The sequence below is a fragment of the Serratia sp. FGI94 genome, from assembly GCF_000330865.1.
Classification (GTDB): domain Bacteria; phylum Pseudomonadota; class Gammaproteobacteria; order Enterobacterales; family Enterobacteriaceae; genus Serratia_B; species Serratia_B rubidaea.
The window spans coordinates 147,183-172,786 of record NC_020064.1 but is presented as its reverse complement, the minus strand read 5'-3'; the positions used below and the strand labels follow the sequence as shown (position 1 = coordinate 172,786).

Below are 25,604 nucleotides of genomic sequence, written 5' to 3'. Positions count from 1 at the left end.
TTTCACTGTGAATTTATACAGAGTTATGGGGGGATTATAACAACGCTGTCAGCGATGCCAACTGCGAAACCTCAATATGCGGCAGTAAACGGCCGTCGGCGGCCTGCATCAGGCTACCCTGACGGTCATTGATCCAGCAGGCCTGAAAACCGGCGCGCAGCGCGCCCGCCACGTCGGTCGTCAGATCGTCCCCCACGTGCAGAATATGCGCGGGCGCGATCGCCAGCCGCTCGGCGGCCAGCTGATACATATCCTGATAGGGCTTGGCGCGGCCGTCCGGCCCGGAGCGCAGCACAAAGCGGAAGTATCCCTCCAGGCCGCAGCGCGCCGGTTCGACGTTGCCGTTGGTGATCGCCACCAGCGGATAGCGCGCCCCCAGCGCCTTCAGCGTGGCGTGGGTGGCCGCCGGCACCTCAATGCGGCTGCGCCAGTCGGCAAAGTGCCGCATGGCGGCGTCGGCCCCCGCCGTCGCGTCGCCGTCCGTCAGCCCCTGCCGGCTCAGCGCCAGGTGAATCGCCCGCCAGCGCCAGCGGGTGACGTCATGGTAAATCTCCGGCTCGCGCGCGCGCAGCTCCTGCCGCAGACGGTGAAAATCCGCCGACTGAAAATCCTTCAGCCCCGGATGGTAATCTTGTAAAAAGGCCACCGACTGCCGCTCGGTCTCGGCGATCACCGGGCGGTTATCGTACAGCGTATCGTCCAGATCGAACGTCAGCGCCGCCAGCGGGCGCAACGGCCGGTAAAAATGCATCAGGATTTCCCCCGTTTGGCGCGTGGATGCGCCGCATCGTACACGTTGGCCAGGTGTTGAAAGTCGAGGTGGGTATAGATTTGCGTGGTGGTCAGGTTGGCATGCCCCAGCAGCTCCTGCACCGCGCGCAGATCGCCGCTGGATTCCAGCACGTGGGTGGCGAACGAGTGGCGCAGCTTGTGCGGATGAATATGGCTGCTGACGCCCTGTTTGACGCCCCACTCGGCAAAGCGCTTTTGCACATTGCGCGTGGAGATACGCCGGCCCTGATTGGAGAGAAATACCGCGTCGTCGTCCGGCGCAAACAGATCGCGCATCGCCAGCCAGCGCTCCAGCCAGGTGACGGCGGTGCGGCCAATCGGCAACTTACGCTCTTTACTGCCTTTACCCATCACCCAAATCTCGCCGGCGGCCAGATCGAGATGCCGGCAGTCCAGCCCCACCAGCTCCGCCAGACGCAACCCGGCGCCGTACATCACTTCCAGCATCGCGCGGTCGCGCACCGCCAGCGGATCGTTAACGTCGATCTCCAGCAGTTGGCTCACTTCGTCAACGTCGATATTTTTCGGCAGATGGCGGCCGCTGCGCGGCGTGCGGATGCCCTTGGCCGGGTTGGCGGGCAGTTCTCCCCGACTCACCTGCCAGTCGAGAAAACTGCGCAGCGCGGAGAGCCGCAGCGCCAGGCTGGCGGCGTGCAGCCCCGCCCGCTTGCTGCGGGCCACCAGCTGCCGCACCAGCGCCGCATCCAGCTGCGACCAGGCGCTGACGCCCAGCGCGCCGGCCAGCGCACACAGCGCCTGCAGCTGACGGGAATAGTTAAGCTGGGTCAGCGGGCTGAGCTGGCGCTCCACCTTCAGATAACGCAGAAAAGCGTCCACCGGCGGCTGCAGGCCGGCCGCTGACGCCGTCATGCGCGTTCGACCCAGCGTTCCAGCAGTTCCGGCAGCATACGCGCCAGCTGGGCCAGCATCACGGTGCCCATGCCCGGCTGATAGTGCTGCGTATCGCGGCTGCTGAAGATCACCATGCCCAGATCGCCGTCCTCACCCAGCAGCGACAGCGCCACCGATCCGACCTGTTTGGCCTGCGGCAACAGCAGCAGCAGTTCCGGGCCGTTCAGGCTGCCGAGGAAGTGGTGATCATCCCCCAGGCGCTGAATGCGCAGCGGCTCAAACGCCGAACGCGCAATGCCAAGGTGGGTAAAGTCCGACGGCGCGCCGATCTGCCAGCGGTCGCTGAATAGGCGAATATTGGCGCCGGCCAGCCCGAAGCCGCGCGCCCAGCGCTGCAGGCGGTTCAGCATATCCTGCAGGCTGTCGGCGGTGGCCAGGTTGGCCTGCAGATGCAGCAGCCGGCCAAACAGCCCTTCATTGGCGCTGGCCTGCTCCATCAGCAGCGTGATCTCTTCTTCCAGCCGGTCGATATGGTTGCGCTGCCGCGCCAGATGCCACTCCACCAGCGATACGGTGCCGCGCACCGGATGGGGAACGCGCATCTGCTCAACCTGGCGCGCATTGCGCATAAAGAAATCCGGGTTCTGCTGCAGGTACTGCATTACGGCGTCGTCATCAAGCGCAATGGCTGCGACGGCCTGGTCCTCAACGCTTTTCATAGATGAATAAATCCGTCATAAACATGGGTTGCCGGGCCGGTCATAAACAGCGGCGTACCCGGTCCTTTCCAGCGTATATGCAGACTGCCGCCCGGCAGCTCCACATGCACCTCTTCTGACAGCAATTCCTGTTGAATCCCTACTGCCACGGCGGCGCAGGCGCCGCTGCCGCAGGCCTGCGTTTCACCGGCGCCGCGCTCGTAAACGCGCAGCTTGATATGGTCGCGGCTGACCACCTGCATAAAGCCGATGTTGGCGCGCTCCGGAAAACGTTCATGGCTTTCCAGCACCGGGCCAAGCAGTTCCACTTTGGCGGTTTTTACATCATCCACCTGCAAAACACAATGCGGGTTGCCCATCGACACCACGCCGGCCAGCACCGTGTGCTCGGCCGCGCGCATGATATAAGTCTTCTCCGCCTTGGCGGCGCGGAACGGCACCGCCTGCGGCTCAAAGTTGGGTTCGCCCATGTTGACGCACACCCGATCGTCGTCGGTGACGCTGAGCACCATGCGCCCGGTCTGGGTGCTGACGCGAATATCGCGCTTGTTGGTCAGCCCTTTCAGCCGCACAAAGCGGGCGAAACAGCGCGCGCCGTTGCCGCACTGCGCCACTTCGCTGCCGTCGGCGTTGAAGATGCGGTAATGGAAATCCAGCTCCGGATCGTAAGGCGGCTCCACCACCAGCATCTGGTCAAAACCGATGCCCAGATGCCGGTCAGACAGCCGACGAATCAGCTCCGGGGAAAAATAGACATTCTGCGTCACGGCATCGACCACCATAAAGTCGTTGCCCAGACCGTGCATTTTGGAGAACTGCATATCATACTCCGCTTTCTGGACGCGCCCGTCGTCGGTTATTCACAACGGCGAGCGCCTCCGCCGAAGAACGCGTTATTGCGCGGTCATCGACGGTTTTTGCTGAGAGCCGGCGGCTTCCTGCTGATTTTTCTGCACCTGATCGCCGGTTTGTACCGGCTGCGCCGCTTTCTCGCCCTTCGCTTCATCAGCGGGGAAGTACAGCGGGCCTTTCAGACCGCACCCAGAGAGACCGGCGACCAGCACCGCCAGCAGCGCATAGCGTAGTTGTTTTTTCATTTGCATTAATGCCTGTTATTTATGCGTCCGAACCTGCCCTGGCCAAAATAATCGGCGTTGCAGCAAGGCGGCAAGTATGAAGGGTATATAATCGCAGGTGGATCATGAAAAGCAATAGGAATCGAATATGAACGACAGTGAGTTTCACCGGTTGGCTGACCAGCTGATGCTGGATATTGAACAAACGCTGGATAATTTTGACGGCGATGCGGACATCGATTACGAAACCAACGGCGGCGTGATGACGCTGACCTTTGAGAACGGCAGCAAGATCGTGATCAACCGTCAGGAGCCGCTGCATCAGGTCTGGCTGGCCACCAAGTCCGGCGGCTACCACTTCGACTACCGCGACGGCGCCTGGGTGTGCGACCGCAGCGGCTGGTCATTCTCCCAGTTGCTGAGCGAGTCGGCAACGCAGCAGGCCGGCGAAACCATCGAGTTCGCCTGAGCGCCGTCGCGGGCGCCTGCGTGAATCAGTGCAGTTGGTATTGTTGCTTCAGCGGCTGCGCGGCAGCGCCGTCGCTGACGGTAACGCACAGATTGGACAGCGCGTTGCTGCGAAACGGGATCACCTGCGTACGGTCATCGATCTGCACGATCTGATAGAACTGCGGCAGGTTGAAGTTGATAAAGCTGGAGCCGTAGGTAAAGCGGTCGTGCGAGGAGGAGTAGAAGCGGCTGACGTCGCGCACCAGCTCTTCCTTGCTGCCTTCGCAGTGGTGATACACCTCGACGCGGTTCGACTCGTCCAGAATGTAGATATTAAAGCCCTGATCGTCCTTGGCGTCCTCAAAGAAGAACTGAATAATCCCTTCGCTGGCGAAGCCGTCCACCACCGGCGGCAGATGCACCTGATCGGTTTCCACCTTGATCGACAGGCCGTGCAGCTTGTTGTTGGAAATCGCGCCGTAAAATTCCACCGCATTTTCCAGCTTCTGCACCGAGACGCTCAGACGCTCGAAGAACAGCCCCCAGGTCTGGCCGGCCACGCGCACCGCCTTGAAGCGGCCCGGCTCCAGCCGCGTGCTGGACAGGCGCAGTTCGATGCATTCCGACACCAGCTGCTGAATGCGGGTGCGGATCAGCCCGCGCAGGTGCTGGCTGTAGCAGAATACTTCCACCGACTCCGGCGGCGACGCATCCTGATGCATTTTGCCCAGAATGGTTTTCAGCGCTTCCAGCACCGACTGTTCACCGCTGAAATGCAGCGTCCGCACCTCGTTCCACGAGTTGCGGTACAGCAGGTCGATACTGCCGACCAGGCACTGCTGCTGCTGGCCGAAGCTGAACACGTCCAGCTTGCGGAAGTCAAAGTGCACCACCTGATTGCGGAAGGCGGCGGTCGGGTCGTTTTCCAGGTTGACGATAATCGCCAGGTGGCGGATTTCACACGGGCTGTACAACGCCTTCGGGGTCGGCGCCGGCAGGCGCAGCGGGAAGCTGTGCGATACGTCGGCCACCAGCTCCTGCAGTTTTTCACTGTCGCACAGGTTGGCGCTCTTGATGTGCAGCCGCGTGCGCGACGTCAGCAGGCCGTTGAAATAGGCCCAGGCCACCAGCTTGTTCAGATAGCGGTTATATTCCAGCGGCTGGTGGCTGACGATGGAGTCCATCGCCGGCGCCTGATTGTACAGGTACCAGCCGGCGCGGTTGGCGCGGCCGATCGGCACGTGAATAAAGGTAAGGTCGCCTTCCGACAGGTCCGGTGAAATCTGCGGGTTGACCAACGTCACCTTGCCCGGCAGCGCCTCAAAGGCGGCGTACAGCTTACGCGTCAGCACGCCGATGTCCTGCGGACTGGCGCTGACGCTGAGGTTATTACGGCGCGCAAAGCGGATCAGGTTGCGGTAGCTCTGCATCATCGCATCCAGCAGTTCGTTATGCGCCTCGCGCACCCGCTCGATTTTCCAGTTGGCGCGGTTATCCAGCATCGCCAGCCGCTCTTGATCCCAGCCCCACTCGCTCACCAGCTGGCTGAGGATCTCCCGCCGCCAGCCGACGCTGGCCTGCGGGTGGGACAGTTTTTCGCACACTTTCAGGTAGAAGCAGCGGCGCACCAGATCGAGCCGGGTGGTGTCGTTAATCTGCGTCAGATAATGGGTGACGCGCTCGAGCATCATGCAGTAGGCGTCCAGACCGAAACAGACGATCTCGCCCGCATGCAGACGCTGTTTAATGCTGGTCGCCAGCAGCTGCGTGTTGGGGTATTCCCAGGAGTAAGCCTCCAGCAGCAGGGTCTTCAGCACCGCCTTGTACGGCGAGTCGATGCTCTTATACAGCTGCCACAGGCTGGCGCCGAAGTACTCTTCCGCCGACAGCGTGCCCAGCCCGCCGAGATCCAGCCACTCGTTCGGCGTCAGCACCCCCTGAGCATACAGCGACAGTACATATTCGTCGTAATGCGCTTCTTCTTCGCACGGCACCATATTCCACAGGATACGTTTGCCGGCCAGGCGCACCGCGGTGCGGTAAAACTCGTCCAGCAACAGGATATGCTGCGTGGAGCCGCAGTCTTCGCCGCCCAGGCTGCCGCTTTCGTTATGGCGGAAGCGGTTTTCGTCGATCAGGAAGAAGCTGACCTCCACGCCCATCGACGCCGCCCACTTCTCCAGCAGGCTGCATTTCTGCTGCAGGCGATTGCGCTCTTCGTTATCGAGCCAGGATTGGTGGCAAACCCAGATATCCAGATCCGAGCTGCAGCTCTGCCCGATCGACGAGGTGCTGCCCATGGAGTAAACGCCGGTGATCGGCAGTTCGCCGCTGGCCAGCGTTTCAAACGGGCTGCCCCACTTGTCTTCCAGATCGTGCAGATAAGATTGTTGGTTTTCATCAGGCGTGTAGAGGCAAATGCCATGGGGAACGTTACCATTGAGGTAACCCGGCATCAGCGGGTGGTGGTGGTGCAGTAAGGTAGGCAGCAGACTGTATACCCGTTGAAAGGCAGGTTTCATGGCCGCCAGGGCGCGATCGACACGTAGTTGATTGATCGCATCCAGTCTCTGCTTCAATGTCTCGATATAAAGGTACAAGACGTCTCGCCTGATTATCCCGGTGCTTAGAAAAAAACCCGTATTCCGTAAGCGTCGTTAAGAGGAAGAGTATTTGACGACTTATTGCTGGAAACGTGATCAATTTAACACCTTGCCGATTGACCGTAAAGGAAGTAACGCGACACACTTATTATCGCCTTACCCTAAACGACGTATCTGCAGTGTTAACTGCCCAAAACACATCACACGTCCTGTTGATTCCGTTGTCCTTTTCCTGACCACCTCCTTCTTGCACTGACAGTTTTCGTCCTCAGTGGTAGGATGGCTGGCGAAATATAAAAACGGTAACAAGCATGTTAGACAAAATTATTCGAATTGCCACCCGACAAAGCCCTCTGGCGCTCTGGCAGGCACACTATGTGCAGCAGCGTCTGATGGACAGCCACCCCGGCCTGCGGGTGGAGCTGGTGCCGATGGTGACGCGCGGCGACATCATTCTGGATACGCCGCTGGCGAAGGTCGGCGGTAAGGGCTTGTTTGTCAAAGAACTTGAGCTGGCGCTGCTGGAAGGCCGCGCCGATATCGCCGTGCACTCGATGAAAGACGTGCCGGTAGAATTTCCGCAGGGGCTGGGTTTGGTGACCATTTGCGAGCGTGACGATCCGCGCGACGCATTTGTATCAAACCGTTTCGAATCCCTCGATCAACTGCCGCAGGGCAGCGTGGTCGGCACCTCCAGCCTGCGTCGTCAGTGCCAGCTGCGCCAGCGTCGCCCCGACCTGATCGTGCGCGATCTGCGCGGCAACGTCGGCACCCGCCTGTCCAAACTGGATAACGGCGAGTATGACGCCATTATTCTGGCGGTCGCCGGCCTGAAGCGGCTGGGGCTGGAGCAGCGCATCCGCAGCGCCATGAGCCCGGAAGAGTCTCTGCCGGCCGTCGGCCAGGGCGCCGTCGGCATCGAATGCCGGCTGGACGACGAGGTGACCCGCTCGCTGCTGGCGCCGCTGAACGATGAGGCGACCGCCCTGCGCGTCAGCGCCGAACGCGCCATGAACACCCGTCTGGAAGGCGGCTGTCAGGTGCCGATCGGCAGCTATGCCGAGCTGGACGGCGATACGCTGTGGCTGCGCGCGCTGGTCGGCGCGCCGGACGGCAGCCAGATGGTGCGCGGCGAGCGCCGCGGCCCGGCCGCACAGGCGCAGCAAATGGGCGTCTCGCTGGCGGAAGAGCTGCTGGCCAACGGCGCGCGTGAAATTCTGCAGGACGTGTATCAGGGAGATCCGCCGGCATGACGATTCTGGTAACCCGCCCTTCCCCGTCCGGGGAGCAACTGGTCAGCCGGCTGCGTGCGCTCGGCCGGGTTGCCTATCATGCTCCGCTGATTGATTTCGCTCCCGGCGCCGATCTGCCGCGCCTGGCGTCGGCGCTGCAGGGCCTGCACACCGACGATCTGGTGTTCGTCCTGTCGCAGAATGCGGTGAACTACGCCGACTCGGTGATGGGGCGCGCGGGCTTCGCCTGGCCGGCCCAGGCCGCCTATTACGCCATCGGGCGCAGCACCGCGCTGGCGCTGCACCGCATCACCAGCCTGCCGGTAGACTATCCGCACGAGCGCGAAATCAGCGAAACGCTACTATTATTACCCGCGCTGCAAAAACTGGCCGGCAAGCAGGCGCTGATCCTGCGCGGCAACGGTGGACGCGAGCTGCTGGGCGAAACGCTGCGCGAGCGCGGCGCCAACGTCAGCTATTATGAATGTTACCAGCGCAGTCCCGTCCATTACGACGGCGCGGAGCAAAGCGCCCACTGGCAGCGCGTGGGCATTGATACGCTGGTGGTCACCAGCGGTGAAATGTTACAACAGTTGTATACTTTAGTTCCTGATTACTACCGTTCTTTATGGCTGCTGCGTTGCCGCCTGGTGGTGGTCAGCGAACGTCTGGCTACCCTGGCCCGGGAACTGGGCTGGAGCAGCATTCGGGTAGCTGAAAATGCCGATAATGACGCGCTGCTACGCGCGCTACAATAAACCTGACAATGGGATGCGCCACTATGACGGAACAAAATACCCCATCCGCACCGGTTGAAGAGAGCAACCAGGCGGTTGAGAGTCCCCAACAGCCAGAGACCGGCAGCCGTAAAAGCAAAAACAGCGGCCCGATGCTCGGCGCGATCGCCATCGTGCTGGTTATTGCACTGGGTGCCGGCGGTTACTACCACACACACCAACAGGCTCAGCAACTGATTGCGGCGAACCAGTCCCTGCAACAGCAGTTGGCGGAGCTCAAGCAGAGCCAGCAGCAGGAAAAAAGCGCGCTGGAAGGCCTGCTGCAGCAGCAGGGGAAAACCCTCGACGCCGCTGACCGCGAACAAACCTCGCTGGCGCGTCAGCTCAGCGAGCTGCAGGAAAAAGTCGCCACCATTTCCGGCAGCGACGCCAAAACCTGGCTACTGGCTCAGGCCGACTTCCTGGTTAAAATGGCCGGCCGCAAGCTGTGGAGCGATCAGGACGTCACCACCGCCGCCACCCTGCTGAAAAGCGCCGACGCCAGTCTGGCGGATATGAACGATCCAAGCCTGATGACCGTACGCCGCGCCATTACCGAAGATATCAGCGGGCTGTCCACCCTGTCTCAGGTCGACTTTGACGGCATCATTCTGAAAGTGAACCAGCTGTCTAACCAGGTTGATAACCTGCGCCTGGCGGATAACGACAGTGATGAAGCGCCGATGGACGAAGACAGCGGCGAGCTGTCCGCCTCGCTCGGCGAATGGCGGCAAAACCTGACCAAGTCCTGGCATAACTTTATGGCCAACTTTATCACCATCCGCCGCCGCGACACCGGCGCCGAACCGCTGCTGGCGCCGAATCAGGACATCTATCTGCGCGAAAACATCCGCTCCCGTCTGCTGGTCGCCGCCCAGGCGGTGCCGCGCCACCAGAACGAGGTGTATAAGCAGTCGCTGGAAACCATCTCCACCTGGGTGCGCGCCTATTTCGATACCAGCGACCCGGCCACCAAAGCCTTCCTGGAAGAGCTGGACGGCCTGAGCCAGCAGTCCGTGACAATGGACGTACCGGACCAGCTGAAGAGCCAGCCGCTGCTGGAAAAACTGATGCAGACCCGGGTACGCAATCTGCTGGCGCAAGGCGCTGCCGCCACTCACCAGGAGGGATAAGCCATGTTACGCGTGTTATTCCTGTTTCTGGTGCTGATCGCCAGCGTGGTGCTCGGGCCGATGCTGGCCGGCCATCAGGGCTACGTCCTGATCCAGACCGATAACTACAATATCGAAACCAGCGTCACCGGCCTGGTGATCATGGGTATTTTGCTGTTTGTGGTGCTGTTTATCATCGAATGGATCCTGCGCCGCATTTTCCGCACCGGCGCCCGCACCCGCGGCTGGTTCCTCGGCCGTAAACGCAGCCGCGCACGCGCGCAAACCAAGGCGGCGCTGATTAAGCTGGCGGAGGGCGACCATAAACAGGTCGAACAGCTGCTGACGCGCAATGCCGACCATGCCGAACAGCCGGTGGTGAACTACCTGCTGGCGGCGGAAGCGGCGCAGCAGCGCGGCGACGAGTTCCGCACCAATCAGTACCTGGAGCGCGCCGCCGAAGCGGCGGATACCGATCAGCTGCCGGTCGACATTACCCGCGTACGCATTCAGCTGGCGCAGGGAGAAGTACATGCCGCGCGCCACGGGGTCGATCGCCTGCTGAACCAGGCGCCGCGCCATCCGGAAGTGCTGCGCCTGGCGGAGCAGGCCTACCTGCGCACCGGCGCTTACGCCTCCCTGCTGGAAATCCTGCCGTCGATGAGCAAAATCAAGCTGCACGACGAGGAGAAACTGCAGGCGCTGCAACAGCAGGCCTATCTCGGCCTGATGAATCAGGCGATGGCGGAAGAAGGCAGCGACGGCCTGAAACGCTGGTGGAAGAATCAGAGCCGTAAAGTACGCCATGAAGTGCCGCTGCAGATCGCCATGGTGGAGCACCTGATCGAATGCGACGATCACCAAATGGCGCAGGAGATCGTGCTGGACGGCCTGAAACGCCAGTATGACGAACGCCTGGTGCTGCTGATACCGCGCATCAAATCCGGCAACCCGGAGCAGTTGGAAAAAGCGCTGCGTCAGCAGATCAAACAGCATGGCGCCACGCCGCTGCTTAACAGCACGCTGGGCCAGCTGCTGATGAAGCACGGTGAATGGCAACAGGCCAACGACGCCTTCAAGGAAGCCCTGAAGCAGCGTCCGGACGCCTATGACTACGCCTGGCTGGCCGACGTACTGGAAAAGCTGCACCGCTCCGAAGAGGCGGCGCAGATGCGACGTGAAGGCCTGATGCTGACCCTGCGGCAAAATGGCGAATAACGCCGGATAAACGGCTTATCAAAGCGTGGCCACGGCCACGCTTTTTTTTCGCCCTCATCCCTTTACACGGCAATATCCCCTAAATCATTCGATCTGCAGGAAGGCGGTAAGAGAAGGAATCCCGCTGAGCTGATACGGGTAAGTGATTCGGGTGACTGAGCGCAGCCAACGCATCTGCGGTTTAAGGTATGACGGGTAGATACCCTAAATAATTCGAGTTGCAGGAAGGCGGCAAGGGAAGGAATCCCGATGAGCTTACACAGGTAAGTGATTCGGGTGACTGAGCGCAGCCAACGCATCTGCAGCTCGAAGTATGACGGGTATAGGCAAAAAAAAACACTTGCCAGTCTGGCAAGTGCATAAAGAAGCAATCAGGTCTAGGACAACAGGGGTGGTGCCTCACTCAACGTTGTGCCCGCAGTGTGATGTCGGCGTCGCAAGCGAGGCTTTCATCGTTCTGGTGGGCAATAGGCACCCTAAATCGGCTCTGCGTCATTCCCAGGGTTTATGAGGCCTAAGGCGAACATAAGAAGTGGAATGAGCATCTACGCTATAGATATTGCACTTCGCGTGCCAACTCTTGCCAGCTAATGGCAATCCAGATAAAAATAAATTTAATTTACTGAATTTAAACGGTTTATTTGTATCCATATCGTTAGTCTACCGCCGGAGGCCATCCGCCCCGCCGCTGCCGACCGCCAACCAGCCTGTCGCTGAAAAACGACGACTTAAGGTAAAGTTATTTTTACCTTTATATTTCAATTGATTATATGTCTCTTACCGGCGACAGCGCGCAACCGCCTTGTCGCCAAAGACCAACAGCGGGCGGATAGCAGCTATAACCGGCAAGCTGAACAGCAGCGTATGGTATGCGGAGGGGGAAGGATGTCAGGCGTAGGATGCCTGCGGATAAACGACAGACGAAAAAAAACCTGCTTTAAAAAGCAGGTTTTTCGAATTGGTCGGCGAGAGAGGATTATGCGCATCAAAGATGCGCCCCCTACGGGCGTTGCTGCGCAACGTGGTCTCGCTACGCTCGGCTCAAACCTCCTTCGGAGGTTATTCGCGCGTCCTGCGCTCACCCTACGGGCCAACGCTGACGCGTTGTTCAAAACTGTTCCCGACAGTTTTGTCTCATCCTCTTCAAGCTACAGACGAAAAAAAACCTGCTTTAAAAAGCAGGTTTTTCGAATTGGTCGGCGAGAGAGGATTCGAACCTCCGACCCACTGGTCCCAAACCAGTTGCGCTACCAAGCTGCGCTACTCGCCGATTCTGTGGTGCTGATACTACAAGATTTTAAAGCCCATGTCTATGTAATCGCTAAGATTTACATGACGTTTTGTGTGGTGCGAAGAGAGGGACTTGAACCCTCACGTCCGTAAGAACACTAACACCTGAAGCTAGCGCGTCTACCAATTCCGCCACCTTCGCACGGTCACAAAACAGCTTTTTATCTCTTACTCTACCCCTGGGGTAAAGTGGGGTGGCTAATGGGACTCGAACCCACGACAACTGGAATCACAATCCAGGGCTCTACCAACTGAGCTATAGCCACCATTTCTTTACTTACTTCACGCGGTAATCATACCACCGCAGCTCTTGCGCACAAACTAAATGGCGCGCCCGACAGGATTCGAACCTGAGACCTCTGCCTCCGGAGGGCAGCGCTCTATCCAGCTGAGCTACGGGCGCGTAGCGCCGTTGCGGGTGGGGATACTACGGATTTAAAGCAATCCTGTCTAGTGCTTTTTCGCAGAAATGTTGCGTTTGATTACGCTTTGCTCACTCCTGCGCATAAAAGCACAATCCGCAGCCCCTTTCTCAGCTTTGCTGCTGGTTTTTTATCCCAATTTCAGCCTGATGCCGTTTTTTATGCATACCGAAGGCAAAGTAGCACAGGCTGACCGCCGCCAGGAAAATCGCCCCGACCAGCAGAGAAATACGCGTATCCGGGTTAATGCCCATGCCAACCAGCACGCAGGCCAGGAAAGCAATGGTCAGGTAGTTCACATACGGGAACATTATCGATTTAAAACCGTGGCTTTTAATCGCCGCTTTATGTTCACGGCGGAAGTAGAGCTGGCTAATCAGCACCACGAACCACGGTACCATGCCCGGCAGCACGCTGGCGCTGTAAACATACACAAATACCTGCTGCGGATTAGGAATGATGTAGTTCAGCACCGATCCCGCCAGCAGGCAGACAATGGTAACGGCGATGCAGTTTACCGGCACGCCGCTGGCGGACAGCCGGGTGAACGCGGACGGCAACTGGCGGTTCTTCGCCAGCGCATACAGCATGCGTCCGCCGCTGTACATGCCGCTGTTGCAGCCGGACAGCGCCGCGGTCAGCACCACAAAGTTAATGATGCCGGCAGCGGCCACGATGCCGATTTTGGCAAAGGTCAGCACAAACGGGCTGCCCGCGGTGCCGATGCCATCCCACGGGAAGATGGTGACAATCACGAAAATGGCGCCGACGTAGAAAATCAGGATGCGCCACAGAATATTGTTGATGGCGCGCTTCAGGGTGATTTGCGGATTTTTCGCTTCGCCGGCGGTAATGCCCACCAGCTCCACGCCCTGATAAGAGGCCACCACGATGCACAACGCAAACAGGAAGCCCTTCCAGCCGCCGGCGAAGAAGCCGCCGTGCTGGGTTAGGTTGGCGAACCCGGTCGGCGCGCCGCCGTTACCGAAGCCAAAGAAGATCACCCCCAGCCCCACCAAAATCATCACGATAATGGTGGTCACCTTAATCATCGCAAACCAGAACTCCAGCTCGCCATACAGCCGCACCGCCGCCAGGTTGGCCACCGCCACCATCGCCACCGCCAGCAGCGCCGGCAGCCACTGCGGGATCTCCGGGAACCAGAACTGCACGTACACGCCGATGGCGGTAATTTCCGAAATCCCGACCGCAATCCACATAAACCAGTAGCCCCAGGCCGTCAGGTAGCCGAAGTAAGGGCCCATATACTTGTGGGCATAGACCGCAAACGAGCCGGCCACCGGCTCCAGAAACAGCATCTCGCCCATCGAGCGCATGATAAAGAACACAAACAGCCCGGCGATAATGTATGCCAGCAGCACCGAAGGCCCCGCCCATTTCAGGGTGCTGGCCGAGCCCATAAACAGGCCGACGCCGATCGTGCCGCCAAGCGCAATCAGTTCGATGTGCCGGGCTTCCAGCCCGCGATGTAGTCCTTGCGGTTTATCTTTAGTTGGCATAATTCCTCAGTCGTTATGTCTGCGTCGTGCGTGCATTGGCCGGCAGCGGCCTTATTGTTTTAAACAGCGAGTGGTACCACTCCCGCCAGCGCGACCGATCGCCAGTAAGGATGAGGGCAAATTGACAGCGAAAAAGGATATTCAGCACTGTGATTAGCGGCATCGGCGGCCTGGAATGATTTCCGGGCGGTATCGTTCCGTATTTTGCTGCTATAAGCAAACCGCGGATTAAAACTTTATGGAATAAAAGGCGGGATAATTCTTGGATGAGGTTATAGTTGTGCGGCAATGTTCGACCATCGCCGCACAACTACGTCAGCCAACCCTGCCGGAACAACAGAAACTCCGGCCGGCGCATTTACAGTTTACCGCCGTAATAGTAGCCGACGAACCGCAGCAGTTTGATCTGCCGCCGGATACGGCTTGGCTGCGACAGCAGGCGATACAGCCACTCCAGCCCGAGGTTCTGCCACACCTTCGGCGCCCGCTTCACGTGGCCGGTAAACACGTCATAGGTGCCGCCGACGCCCATATACAGCGCCTGCGGATGCACCTGGCGGCAGTCGCGCATCAGGACTTCCTGCTTCGGCGAGCCCATCGCCACGGTGACGATCGCCGCGCCGCTGGCGTGAATCCGTTCGAACAGCGCTTCTCGCTGTTCCGGCGTGAAGTAACCGTCCTGGCTGCCGACGATGTTGACATTCCACTGGCGGCGCAGTTTCTCTTCGGTTTCCGCCAGCACCGACGGCTTACCACCGACCAAAAAGACCGGCGTGCCTTCCTGCCCGGCGCGCTGCATCAGCGCCTCCCACAGATCGGCGCCCGCCACGCGCGAAACATCAGCACCGGGATATTTGCGCCGCATCGCGCGCACCATGCTGATGCCGTCGGCGTATTTAAATTCACAGCCGTCCAGCAGCGCCCGCAGCGTGGCATCCTGCTCTGCCGCCAGCATTTTCTCGGCGTTCATCGCCACCAACGTTCCCTGTTTCATCTTGCCGCCGTCGAACAGGAAGTCCAGGCAGTGCGACATATTGCGAAATCCCCAGAGCTTGATGCCGCGCAGCGTGTATTCGGGAGCCGAAACCTTTGTATCCATTATTCTCATTACCTTTGCAGTAGGCTGTCGGACTCTGAAGCAGCGGCCGGCTGCACCACGCGCGGGCGGGAACCCATGCGCGTCTTGATCAGACCCGCCGTATCAAACAGCCAGTACAGCAACTTCGCCAGCACCAGGCAGGCGCCGAAAATCAAACAGAAAAACACCACGCGCGACACGAAAGAATCCAGCCCTTCACGCGTCAAAACAATGATGTTGAACACCGCGCCAAAACAAAAGCCCTGCAGAATGGCCGCCTTATAGCGGTTCGGCTCATGGCGTCCCAGCTCATACAGCCAGTCGAACCATTTGATGATCAGCCCGACCACCACCGCGCCAAGCGGAATAAACAGCGCGCCGCCCATCACCACCAGCGAGCCGATCAGCGTCGGCGAAATCGCCAGCCCAGAATTATTCTCCAGCACTTCCCAGGTAAAGTAGTTGGCGGTATTCAGCACCACGTCCGGCCGCCCCGGCCACAGCCAGCTGGGGATAAAGACGTAGAAGTCGCGCACGATCGGCGCCAGCCCCTGGAAGTCGATCTTGTCGTAATTCTGCAGCAGCAGCGCCAGATTCTCCCAGGGGGAGAAGGTGTCGCGGGTTAAATACAGGAAGGTGTAAAACGCCTCATCGCCGCTGACGTCCAGGCCATAGCGCTTCAGCGCCAGCCAGAACATGCCGACAATGCTCATTACGCCCGCCGCCGCCAGCATCCACAGCGTGATCCAGCCGCGCACGATGCCGATAAACAAGAACAGGGCGAACGCGATAATAATATTGGCGCGCGTGCCGCCGACGATCACATAGGTCAGCAGGCCAAACGACACCGTCGCCACCAGGAAGAAAAACCAGGCGCGCAGACTCTGCCGCAGGAAGAACACCACCAGCATCGCCGGGATAAAAAAGTAGAAGAAGCGCTTAAGCGCCACGCCGGACACGTCGCTGGAAAATATCTGGCTGTAGGAGTGCAGTTTGAACAGCAGGAAACCGTTCTGCAAAAAGAACAGCCCCACCGTGCCTACCGCCACCAGCGCCAGCAGCACCCAGGTCAGGTTAGTTTCCACCCGGTTCATGTCAAACAGCGGCTGGCGCGGCTCGGCGCTGCGCTTGCGCAGCCGGGTCTTATAGGTGACGTAATAGATGGCATAGAAACAGGTGGCGGAGAGCATGGCGTACAGCAGGAACTCCACCGGCACGATAGCCACGTCAAACCGGAACACCAGCAGACAGCTAAGCGGAAAGCCGAAGTAAAACGTCAGCAGGAACAGCAGCGAAAAGAAGACGTTAAAGTTAAACCGCACGCGCCGGAACTCCTGATAGGTCACCGTCAGAATAAACGTGACGCTAATCAGGTACACCACCAGCAAACCGCCAAATTGGGCCAGCGTCATGCCGTTTCTCCCGCCGCCAGCGCCAACGCCTGCCGCCAACCGTCAATATAGTTCGGGTTAAAGAAGGCGATATCCTGCTTGTCCACCGACGCCAGCTGGCGCTGCGCCTCGCGCACCACCGCTTCATCCAGCGTATCGCCGTAAAACAGCACCGGCAAGCGCTGCTCGGCCAGATCCTGCCAGAACGGGTTCTGTCGGCTGAGCACAAACGGCACGCCGAACTGAATCAGCAGGCAGAGCGTGCCGATGCCCTGCTGGCGGTCGAAGATAAAGTAGCCGAGATCGCACTCGCGCAGAATATTGAGGTAATCGTCAAACGCCACCTGCTGGGTGAGCAGCTGCAGATTTCTTTCACCAAACAGCTGCAGGCCGGCGCTGCGCACCTGCCCGATATAGTCGTCGTTATTGGCCGGATAGCCCATCGGCACAATCACCCGCACATTGGCGCCAAACTGCTGATGAATCGCGTGCAGCGCTTCGATATGGCGATTGGTGCGGTCGCCGGAGTTGCCGACCAGAATGGTCATCGGCCCGGCGACATTCTTCTCGACCTCAATGCCGGTCAGCGCCGGATCCATCCGCGTCGGGAAATAGAGCAGCGACGCCGGCACCCGCGCATGGCGCTGCTGATAGTGGATCAGATCGCCGCGCGTGGCAAACACGCGCCCGACCCGTCCCTGCGCCACCCGGCGCAGCAGATAGAACAGACGGAACTTCCAGTCGGTGGCATTTTCATACAGATCGGCCCCCCAGATATGCCAGCTGACCTGCTGCGGCTTGATTTTGCCGCTCAGCAGCGCCAACCACAGCGTCGGGTTAAACTGCCCGTGCCAGAAAAAACGGCGGCTGCGGTCGGCCTTGGCGCAGGCGATCACCGCCTCCGCCAGGCTTTTCTTATCCGGATAGCTGTCAATCGTCAACGCCGGGAACTCGCCCAGCGCGGCCACATCTTTGGCGGCGACCATAAACCGGCTTACCTGCGGCAAGGGCAGTTGGTTAGCCAGCACGTCGTTGAAAAAGCGCAGCACCGTCTGATTATGGTGCGGGATATCAGATCCCAATACGTGAATCAGTGTGGTCATACTCGTCTACGGTAAAGAATAAATACGCAGCTACACAGCGTGAAATAGACTATGTAGGTTGCCATGTAGGCCTGAGCCGCCCCCAGCGCGCCGTGCTGCGGGATCAGCCAGTGCGAGAACAGCGTCAGCAGCAGGAACTGGCTGACCTCAGTCATAATATAAAAGCGCAGCGACGCCTTGGCGATCACCAGATAGCCGAACACATAAGCGCCCACCTTCAGCACATCGCCCACCAGCTGCCAGGCAAACAGATCGCGCATGGCGACAAACTTGTCCGAGAACAACAGCCAGATAGCGAAATCGCGCAGCAGCCACACGGTAAAGCTGGCCGCCGCCACCGCCGGCAGCACAAACTTCAGCGCACGGACGATTTCGCGGCTAATCGCCGCCTTATCGCTCAGGCGCGACAGCGTCGGCAGCAGATACACGGTGAACGAGGCGGTAATAAACTGCAGATAGGCATCGGAAATGCTGCTGACGCCCTGCCAGATCCCCACCTCATCCCAACTATAGTGCGCCGCCAACAGGTTACGCATCATGACATACGCCACCGGCAAGGTCACGGAGGTGATCAGCGCCATAATGGTGAACTTGCCCAGATGGCTGGCCAGCGCCTTGTCCCACGCCAGCGCCAGATAGCGCAGCGGCAGCGTTTTACGCCGCCACAGCAGCACGCCGGCCGGCAGCGCCACCAGCGCCGGCACCAGAGCCAGCCCCGCCAATGCGCCCTCATAGCCGCCCAGTTTAAAGCACGCGACAAAGGCCACCAGGCCAATCAGGCTGCCGCCGATCACCGCCAGCGCATTGCCCATCGCATCGCGGTAGCCTTTCAGGATTGCCAAAAACAGGTTGGCGTAGGCGATGCCCATCTGCATAAACGCCAGCGCGCGCACCACGTTAACATAGCGCGTATGACCGAACAGCCCCTGGCTGATCGGCTCGGCGGCAAACAGAAACACCAGCGCCAGCAGGGTCGAGAAGCCCAACACAATGCTGGATCCGGTGCCTACCGCCAGACGCAGGCGCTGCGGATCCTGATGATACTCGGCGACATACTTGGTGATGCCGTTGAAGATACCGGCGCCGGACAGCACGCCCAGCACGGTGATCAGCTGGCGGAAGTTGCCCGCCTGCCCCACGCCGCTCGGCCCAAAGGCCACCGCCAGCAGTTTCACCACCAGCAGCCCCACGCCGATTTTGACCAGCGTGGAGCCGGCGGTCCAGACGGATGCTTTTGCCAGCGACATATCAGGCGAGGAAGCTCAAAATGGTGTGAATCACCGTGCGCTGGTTAACATCGGACATGTTGAAATACAGCGGCAGCCGCACCAGGCGCGCGCTCTCACTGCTGGTGAAGCGGTCCTCGCCGGCAAAGTGGCCGAACTTCTCGCCCGCCGGGCACGCATGCAGCGGAATATAGTGGAATACCGCCATAATTTCCGCTTCTTTCAGGTAGTTGATAAACGCCGTACGATCCTGCACGTCTTTCAGCTTAATGTAGAACATATGGGCGTTATGGCGGCAGTCCTTCGGCACCACCGGCAGCTCGATACGCCCGGCGTCGGCCTGCGGCTTCAGCGCGTCGTAATAGTTCTGCCACAGCTTCAGCCGCCGCTGGTTGATGCGTTCCGCCGCTTCCAGCTGCGCCCACAGGTAGGCGGCCTGCAAGTCGGCCATCAGGTAGCTGGAACCGATATCGCGCCAGGTGTATTTATCCACCTGGCCGCGGAAAAACTGGCTGCGGTTGGTGCCCTTCTCGCGAATGATTTCGGCGCGGTCAATCAGCGCCGGATCGTTGATCAGCGTCGCGCCGCCTTCGCCGCCTGCGGTGTAGTTTTTGGTTTCATGGAAGCTGAACGCGCCGATATGGCCAATGGTGCCCAGCGCCTTACCCTTGTAGGTCGACATCACGCCCTGCGCGGCGTCTTCCACCACGAACAGGTTGTACTTTTTCGCCAGCGCCATAATGGCGTCCATTTCACAGGCGACGCCGGCGTAGTGCACCGGCACGATCGCGCGGGTTTTGTCGGTAATCGCCGCCTCGATTTTGCTTTCATCGATATTCATGGTGTCCGGACGCACATCGACAAACACGATGGTGGCGCCGCGCAGCACAAAGGCGTTGGCGGTGGAGACAAAGGTAAAGCTCGGCATGATCACTTCGTCGCCCGGCTGGATGTTCAGCAAAATCGCCGCCATCTCCAGCGACGCGGTGCAGGACGGCGTCAGCAGCACCTTGTGCGCGCCGAAGTGCTGCTCCATCCACTGCTGACAGCGGCGGGTAAAGCCGCCGTCGCCGCACAGCTTCCCGCTGCTCATGGCAGCCTGCATATAGTCGATTTCCGTGCCAACAACCGGTGGTGCGTTAAATGGAATCATGTGAACCTCTGTATAACCAATACGCGGTGCTGTCGATAACGGCACCGTGCCGTTGATAGAGCCGTAGCGCGGCACTATTACTTATCTGTGTCGCCACCCGCAGGCGCTGTAATTGCTGTTGCTGACACCAGCCGACCGCCGCAGCCATCAGCCGGGCGCCGATACCCTTGCCAGCGGCGCCGGGAAACGCGGCCAGCAGACCGATGCGCGCCTCGCCGCTGCCGATATCGCGCAGGCTGACAAAGCCCTCCGGCTGCCCGTGACCATCCAGCGCCAGCAGGCAAAGATGGTCGAAGGTGCCCAGCACCGCCTTCTCAATCCAGGTGGCGTAAAACCGTCCGCTGTCCGCCGGCTGATACCAAGGTGCGCGGAAACGGCTGGCGGCGAACGCCTGTGCGGCGGCCGCCTGTAACACGGCAATATCGGCAACCGTCGCCGGACGTATATCAGACGCCGGAGTATAAGCACATTTCGTGCCAAGATTGATAACCAGATCGACTTCACCCTCCGCCAGCTGAAAACCCAACGGGGCTAGCGCATCGGTAAGGTCGAGACGGTGAGCGGGGATTTTGGCCTGAACCAGCGCAAAGCGCTCCAGCGCGGCGGCGGTCAGCGGCGGCGCCGAGTCGGCAATATTCAGCCTGGCGCTGTTAATGCGGAAATAGTCGCTTTCCCAGGTTAACGGGTCGACGGTAGCGCGGAGAATCATAGCGTTATCCATTCAGTTGATGACCGACGTCTGCGCCAGAGTATGGAGAACAAGCTCTCCGCCCCGGCGGCCAGCAGGCCGGCGGGGCGGGATCGGCGCTTTAACGCCAGACGCCTTTGGTATCGACAATCCAGTTCTGCTTGACGGCTTCCGGCGCGATGGCCTTGAACTCATTGTGATCCACCAGCATCACCAGCACATCGGCCTGCTGCAGCGCCTCGCTGATGTGTTTCAAGGTGACCTTACCGGCCAGCGTTTTCGGCAGTTGCTCTACGTTCGGCTCCACCGCCAGCGTTTCACCCTGATGCCACTCGGCAATCAGCTGCGTGACTTCAACCGCCGGGCTTTCGCGCAGATCATCAATATTGGGCTTGAAGGCCAGGCCGAAACAGGCGATCTTCAGCTCGGAGGCCCGCTTGTCGGTCGCCGCCAGGCAATCAGCCACCGCCGCTTTCACCCGGTCGACCACCCACAGCGGCTTGCCGTCGTTGACCAGCCGCGCCGTATGGATCAAACGCGCCTGCTGCGGGTTCTGCGCCACGATAAACCATGGGTCAACGGCGATACAGTGGCCGCCAACGCCCGGGCCGGGCTGCAGAATATTGACGCGCGGATGGCGGTTGGCCAGGCGGATCAGCTCCCAGACGTTGATGCCCTGATCGGCGCAGATCAGCGACAGTTCGTTTGCGAAGGCGATGTTAACGTCGCGGTAGCTGTTTTCCGTCAGCTTGCACATTTCCGCCGTGCGCGAGTTGGTGATCACGCATTCGCCTTCCAGGAAAATTTTATATAGCGCGCTGGCGCGCTCGGAGCATTTTGGCGTCATGCCGCCGATCACGCGGTCGTTCTGAATCAGCTCAACCATCACCTGCCCCGGCAGCACGCGCTCCGGACAGTAGGCGATGTTGATATCCGCCGCTTCGCCGGCGTCCTGCGGGAAGCTCAAATCGCTGCGCGCCTGCGCCAGCCACGCGGCCATCTGCTCGGTGGCGCCGACCGGCGACGTTGACTCCAGAATCACCAGATCGCCCTTTTTCAGCACCGGCGCCAGCGATTTGGCGGCGGATTCGACAAAGGCCAGATCCGGCTCGTGGTCGCCCTTGAACGGCGTCGGCACCGCAATCAGGAAGGCATCCGCCGCTACGGGTTTGCTCACCGCCTGCAGATAGCCGCCGTCGACCGCTTCTTTCACCACTTTGTCCAGATCCGGCTCAACGATGTGAATTTCACCGCGATTAATGGTTGCCACCGCATGCGCATTCACATCGACGCCAATGACTTTTTTCTTGCGTGAGGCAAACGCCGCCGCCGTCGGCAGGCCAATATAACCCAGGCCGATAACTGAAATCGTATCAAAACTCATAATGTCACCTGATAATTCTTTAACGCTTCGAGGATTCGCTGGCAGGCATGACCATCGCCGTAAGGGTTATGCGCCCGGCTCATGGCATGATATTCGTTTTCATCCGTCAGCAGGCGGCTCACCGCGGCGACAATGGTCGCCACGTCGGTACCCACCAGCCGTACGGTGCCGGCGTCAACCGCTTCCGGCCGCTCGGTGGTTTCACGCATCACCAGGACCGGTTTGCCCAGCGACGGCGCCTCCTCTTGAATACCGCCGGAGTCCGTCAGAATAATGGTCGATTTGGCCATCAGATAAACGAACGGCAGATAATCCTGCGGGTCAATCAGCATGATGTTGTCGATGCCCTTCAGAATGCGGTTAACCGGCTCGCTGACGTTCGGGTTCAGGTGCACTGGATACACCACCTGCACATCGGGGTGCTGGCGGGCGATTTCCGCCAGCGCGCTGCAGATACGCTCAAAGCCACCGCCGAAACTCTCACGGCGGTGGCCGGTAACCAGGATCAGTTTCTTGTCGTCATCCAGGAAAGGATAACGCTGCGCCAGCTCATCACGCTGCCGCGCATCGCTCATCACGCGATCGCGCACCCAGAATAGCGCGTCAATCACCGAGTTGCCGGTGACAAAAATCTGGCTGTCCGGCACCTGTTCACGCAGCAGATTCTGGCGTGAATTCTCCGTCGGCGCAAAATGGAACATCGCCAGGTGGCCGGTCAGCGTGCGGTTGGCCTCTTCCGGCCAGGGAGAATAGAGATCGCCGGTACGCAGACCCGCTTCAACATGGCCAACCGGAATGCGCTGATAAAACGCCGCCAGGCTGGTGGCCAACGTGGTGGTGGTATCACCATGCACCAGCACCACGTCCGGTTTAAACTCCTCCAGGACGCTCTTCATCCCTTCCAGAATACGGCAGGTGATTTCGGTCAGCCCCTGCCCCGGCTGCATGATATTGAGATCGTAATCGGGAACAATTTCGAATAATCGCAAGACCTGGTCCAACATCTCGCGATGCTGCGCGGTCACACAGACTCTTGCTTCAAAGGCTTCGTCCTGAGCCAAGGCATGTACCAACGGCGCCATCTTGATGGCTTCAGGTCGGGTGCCGAACACGGTCAACACTTTCACAGCGGGTCTCTTTTGGTCAGTTAGTCGCAGACAAACCTGCAAAGAGGGCGCTTACGCGCCCATCAACGAATTATTATAATATTTTCAATTGCGCGGACGACGAACCAAGGCCACCCCTGCGCCGGCCATCGCACCGATAGCGCCCCACAGGATCAGCCAAAATACTCTTCTTGGACTATCACGTTTTACCGGTTCTTCCGGCGTACGCAAATAGCGGTAAGTCTGAAACTGCTTGTCCAGCGTCGGGCCGACGTTCAGCGTCGCGAGCATGGCGCGGTTCTGATCATAGTCCAAATCATAGCTCGGCCCGGAAGCTTGTAAACCTTCCAGACGCGCCTGCAGCATCGGTTTACCCAGTAGGAACAGGTCGGAATCCGGCAGCTGTTCGGCCGGCGTATCGGTCTGCGTACGGGCGATCCCCTGTTGCTCGGCGATTTTCAGCGCCTGCTGCACCGAATTCAGCTGACGCTTATAAATCGCATCCGCCACCGCCTCCTGGCGTTTAACCTGCGCTTTCATTGAGGTGGTGCGCGCCGCCCAGGCGCCCTGAATCTCTTCGTTCAGATGCAACGCCGCGCGATGGCTGGCAAACAGCACATATTCACGGAGTAAACGATTGGCGTCCGGCGCCGTTTCAGCCGTCAGTTTAACGCCGTCGTTCGGCGCTTTTTTGTCATCGCGCGGGGTAAACTGAATATTGGCGATCAATTCATCCAGCAATGCGGCGTCAGCGCGCGCATCCCCTTCCTGCCGCTGCTTGTAGTAATCGCTCTGCAGCCAGAAGTCGCGCCGGGTATCGTAAGCCGCCAACTGCATGATGAACTCTTGATAGGCTTCGTCGGCAATACTCGGCTGGTCGGCAGGCACCGCCGGCGTGGTGCGAACGTCCAGGTTACGCAGGAACTGCTGCTGGGAATAATAGCCGCCCAGCGCATTGACCGTCGGCCGATCGGTAATCGCCGTTGCGCTCCACTCCTGCTTGACCAGGTAGGAGACCGCCAGCGCGACCGCCGCAAACAAGACGGCGATACCGATAATCCAAACCTTGCCGCGCCACAAAGTACGACACAGTCCACGAATATCGAGTTCATTATCAACCGCCGGGTGGTTCTTGTCTGACGTTGTATCTGGAATCATCACTGCCCAAAAGCCTCTGATTTAAGGTACTTGCTTATTATCCATCGAACGGCGCATGCGGCGTTTGATACGCTTGATGTAGCGCGCAACGCGCCAGGCCCGCTTGATGCAATAACCGTAGAACAGAAATGCAAGCAAGAACAATGCCAACATGAACCATTCCGGAATAAATGTTAACCATTCGCCCAGCACGCCAATCGCCGCCAGCAGCGCGGCAGCCAGGGTAATCAGCACAAACGCCTGGCGCGGCGTAAAACCGGCGCGCATAATCAGGTGGTGAATATGCTGCCGATCCGGTGAGAACGGACTCATCCCCTTGCGCAGGCGGCGATACATAATGGCGATCATATCCATCAGCGGAATCGCGATAATCCACAGCGCGGTTACTGGGCGAATCGCCGGCGCCTGACCTTGTGAACCTTGCAGCAGCAACCAGATGGCGGTAAAGCCGATCAGCGTACTGCCGGCATCGCCCATAAACACTTTATAACGGCGGCCAAGAATGCCCAGGTTCAGTAAGATGTAGGGAACGATGGCGGCAATCATGGCAAAACACCAGAACGCCAGCTCAGCATGCCCACTGAAGTACAGTAGCACGCCCAACGCGCCGAACGACACGCAGGACAAGCCGCCCAGCAGGCCGTCGATGCCGTCCACCATATTGAAGGCGTTAATCGCCGCCCATACCGCAAACAGCGTCAACAGATAACCGAACGGCCCCAGCTGCATTTCCCATCCGCCCAGGATATAGCCAAAGCTATGCAGATACAGGCCGGCAAACACCATCATCACCACGCCAACCAGCGCCTGAACAAAGGCGCGGATTTTTACGCTAATGTCAAAACGGTCATCCAGGGCGCCGACAAATACCAGCAGGCCGGCGCAGGCGAGATATAACTGACTGTGTGCAATCGTTTGGTCAGAGATCAGGAAGGCAAAACACAACCCGGCATAAACCGAAATCCCTCCGACCAACGGAATTAACCCTTGATGTCGCTTACGGTAATTAGGCTTATCAACCAAACCAACCCGCTTTGCCACCTTGCGGGCAACAAATAAAAACGCCAAGGAGAATAAAAAAACAAATAGAATTTCAGTACTCATGTGAGTAGTTCACTGTTAACAGATCTCTGAGAAGATAGGGCAGCTTAACACTGGATACACCTAGCGCCAGATGTCATCGCTTCCTTTCAGTCATTTCCTATGACAAACGCGATTGAGTTTCATTACACGATTTGCCATTCCCCACTTTGGA

At 59.3% G+C, this 25,604-nt stretch carries 22 protein-coding genes and 4 tRNA genes; 5 read left to right on the top strand and 21 right to left on the bottom strand.

Annotation, left to right across the window (positions count from 1 at the left end):
• Positions 1-34: 34 nt before the first annotated feature.
• From yigB to D781_RS00720, 5 genes are all read right to left on the bottom strand, one after another.
• On the bottom strand, positions 35-751 hold the full coding sequence (yigB, locus tag D781_RS00740; protein ID WP_015344143.1) for a 5-amino-6-(5-phospho-D-ribitylamino)uracil phosphatase YigB: 717 nt from the start codon (positions 749-751) through the stop codon (positions 35-37).
• Positions 751-1,662, bottom strand: coding sequence for a tyrosine recombinase XerC (gene xerC / locus D781_RS00735; RefSeq protein ID WP_015344142.1), 912 nt, complete (start codon positions 1,660-1,662; stop codon positions 751-753). Before xerC ends, yigB begins: the two co-directional genes overlap by 1 nt.
• On the bottom strand, positions 1,659-2,363 hold the full coding sequence (locus D781_RS00730; RefSeq protein ID WP_015344141.1) for a DUF484 domain-containing protein: 705 nt from the start codon (positions 2,361-2,363) through the stop codon (positions 1,659-1,661). The genes xerC and D781_RS00730 overlap by 4 nt, the downstream gene beginning before the upstream one ends.
• Complete coding sequence (gene dapF, locus D781_RS00725; RefSeq protein WP_015344140.1) at positions 2,360-3,184, bottom strand: diaminopimelate epimerase; 825 nt, start codon at positions 3,182-3,184, stop codon at positions 2,360-2,362. The genes D781_RS00730 and dapF overlap by 4 nt, the downstream gene beginning before the upstream one ends.
• A 72-nt stretch (positions 3,185-3,256) precedes the next feature.
• Complete coding sequence (locus D781_RS00720; RefSeq protein ID WP_283093060.1) at positions 3,257-3,460, bottom strand: lipoprotein; 204 nt, start codon at positions 3,458-3,460, stop codon at positions 3,257-3,259.
• Positions 3,461-3,587: 127 nt separating this feature from the next.
• On the opposite strand from D781_RS00720, the gene cyaY reads away from it, so the two are divergent.
• On the top strand, positions 3,588-3,908 hold the full coding sequence (gene cyaY / locus D781_RS00715; protein ID WP_015344138.1) for an iron donor protein CyaY: 321 nt from the start codon (positions 3,588-3,590) through the stop codon (positions 3,906-3,908).
• Positions 3,909-3,933: 25 nt separating this feature from the next.
• Here the strand turns inward: cyaY and D781_RS00710 are convergent, their stop codons facing one another.
• Entirely contained in the window at positions 3,934-6,489 is a 2,556-nt protein-coding gene (locus D781_RS00710; protein ID WP_015344137.1) for a class I adenylate cyclase, read from the bottom strand.
• A gap of 314 nt (positions 6,490-6,803) precedes the next feature.
• Between D781_RS00710 and hemC the strand changes: the two genes are divergently transcribed.
• Genes hemC through hemY form a run of 4 tightly spaced genes read left to right on the top strand, consistent with a single transcriptional unit; the run spans position 6,804 to position 10,830 of the window.
• Positions 6,804-7,745 (top strand): hydroxymethylbilane synthase, encoded by a 942-nt coding sequence (gene hemC / locus D781_RS00705; RefSeq protein WP_015344136.1) that lies wholly within the window; start codon positions 6,804-6,806, stop codon positions 7,743-7,745.
• Positions 7,742-8,482, top strand: coding sequence for a uroporphyrinogen-III synthase (hemD, locus tag D781_RS00700; protein ID WP_015344135.1), 741 nt, complete (start codon positions 7,742-7,744; stop codon positions 8,480-8,482). Before hemC ends, hemD begins: the two co-directional genes overlap by 4 nt.
• 23 nt (positions 8,483-8,505) lie before the next feature.
• Positions 8,506-9,633: a uroporphyrinogen-III C-methyltransferase gene (gene hemX / locus D781_RS00695; protein ID WP_015344134.1), complete on the top strand. Its 1,128-nt coding sequence runs from the start codon at positions 8,506-8,508 to the stop codon at positions 9,631-9,633.
• Positions 9,634-9,636: 3 nt separating this feature from the next.
• Complete coding sequence (gene hemY / locus D781_RS00690) at positions 9,637-10,830, top strand: protoheme IX biogenesis protein HemY (RefSeq protein ID WP_015344133.1); 1,194 nt, start codon at positions 9,637-9,639, stop codon at positions 10,828-10,830.
• 1,193 nt (positions 10,831-12,023) lie between these two features.
• Here the strand turns inward: hemY and D781_RS00685 are convergent.
• From D781_RS00685 to wecA, 15 genes are all read right to left on the bottom strand, one after another.
• Positions 12,024-12,100, bottom strand: a tRNA-Pro gene (locus tag D781_RS00685).
• Between the two features lie 75 nt (positions 12,101-12,175).
• Positions 12,176-12,262: transfer RNA gene (locus D781_RS00680), tRNA-Leu, on the bottom strand.
• Positions 12,263-12,310: 48 nt separating this feature from the next.
• Positions 12,311-12,386 (bottom strand) — tRNA-His (locus tag D781_RS00675).
• A gap of 60 nt (positions 12,387-12,446) precedes the next feature.
• Positions 12,447-12,523: transfer RNA gene (locus D781_RS00670), tRNA-Arg, on the bottom strand.
• 129 nt (positions 12,524-12,652) lie between these two features.
• Positions 12,653-14,062, bottom strand: a complete 1,410-nt coding sequence (locus D781_RS00665) for an amino acid permease (RefSeq protein ID WP_015344132.1) — start codon at positions 14,060-14,062, stop codon at positions 12,653-12,655.
• Positions 14,063-14,420: 358 nt separating this feature from the next.
• On the bottom strand, positions 14,421-15,161 hold the full coding sequence (wecG, locus tag D781_RS00660) for a lipopolysaccharide N-acetylmannosaminouronosyltransferase (RefSeq protein ID WP_015344131.1): 741 nt from the start codon (positions 15,159-15,161) through the stop codon (positions 14,421-14,423).
• Positions 15,162-15,169: 8 nt separating this feature from the next.
• Positions 15,170-16,552, bottom strand: a complete 1,383-nt coding sequence (gene wzyE / locus D781_RS00655) for an ECA oligosaccharide polymerase (protein ID WP_015344130.1) — start codon at positions 16,550-16,552, stop codon at positions 15,170-15,172.
• Positions 16,549-17,634: a TDP-N-acetylfucosamine:lipid II N-acetylfucosaminyltransferase gene (locus tag D781_RS00650; protein ID WP_015344129.1), complete on the bottom strand. Its 1,086-nt coding sequence runs from the start codon at positions 17,632-17,634 to the stop codon at positions 16,549-16,551. The genes wzyE and D781_RS00650 overlap by 4 nt, the downstream gene beginning before the upstream one ends.
• Entirely contained in the window at positions 17,631-18,881 is a 1,251-nt protein-coding gene (gene wzxE, locus D781_RS00645; protein WP_015344128.1) for a lipid III flippase WzxE, read from the bottom strand. Before wzxE ends, D781_RS00650 begins: the two co-directional genes overlap by 4 nt.
• A 1-nt stretch (position 18,882) precedes the next feature.
• Positions 18,883-20,013 (bottom strand): dTDP-4-amino-4,6-dideoxygalactose transaminase, encoded by a 1,131-nt coding sequence (gene rffA, locus D781_RS00640; RefSeq protein ID WP_015344127.1) that lies wholly within the window; start codon positions 20,011-20,013, stop codon positions 18,883-18,885.
• Positions 20,000-20,722, bottom strand: coding sequence for a dTDP-4-amino-4,6-dideoxy-D-galactose acyltransferase (rffC, locus tag D781_RS00635; protein WP_015344126.1), 723 nt, complete (start codon positions 20,720-20,722; stop codon positions 20,000-20,002). Before rffC ends, rffA begins: the two co-directional genes overlap by 14 nt.
• Before the next feature lie 100 nt (positions 20,723-20,822).
• On the bottom strand, positions 20,823-22,085 hold the full coding sequence (wecC, locus tag D781_RS00630) for a UDP-N-acetyl-D-mannosamine dehydrogenase (RefSeq protein WP_015344125.1): 1,263 nt from the start codon (positions 22,083-22,085) through the stop codon (positions 20,823-20,825).
• Complete coding sequence (gene wecB / locus D781_RS00625; protein ID WP_015344124.1) at positions 22,082-23,212, bottom strand: UDP-N-acetylglucosamine 2-epimerase (non-hydrolyzing); 1,131 nt, start codon at positions 23,210-23,212, stop codon at positions 22,082-22,084. Before wecB ends, wecC begins: the two co-directional genes overlap by 4 nt.
• A gap of 84 nt (positions 23,213-23,296) precedes the next feature.
• Positions 23,297-24,349 carry an ECA polysaccharide chain length modulation protein gene (gene wzzE / locus D781_RS00620; protein WP_041411687.1) on the bottom strand — a complete coding sequence of 351 codons (1,053 nt, stop codon included), beginning with the start codon at positions 24,347-24,349 and terminating at the stop codon, positions 23,297-23,299.
• A 21-nt stretch (positions 24,350-24,370) separates the two neighbouring features.
• Positions 24,371-25,453 (bottom strand): UDP-N-acetylglucosamine--undecaprenyl-phosphate N-acetylglucosaminephosphotransferase, encoded by a 1,083-nt coding sequence (wecA, locus tag D781_RS00615; protein ID WP_015344122.1) that lies wholly within the window; start codon positions 25,451-25,453, stop codon positions 24,371-24,373.
• Positions 25,454-25,604: the final 151 nt, after the last annotated feature.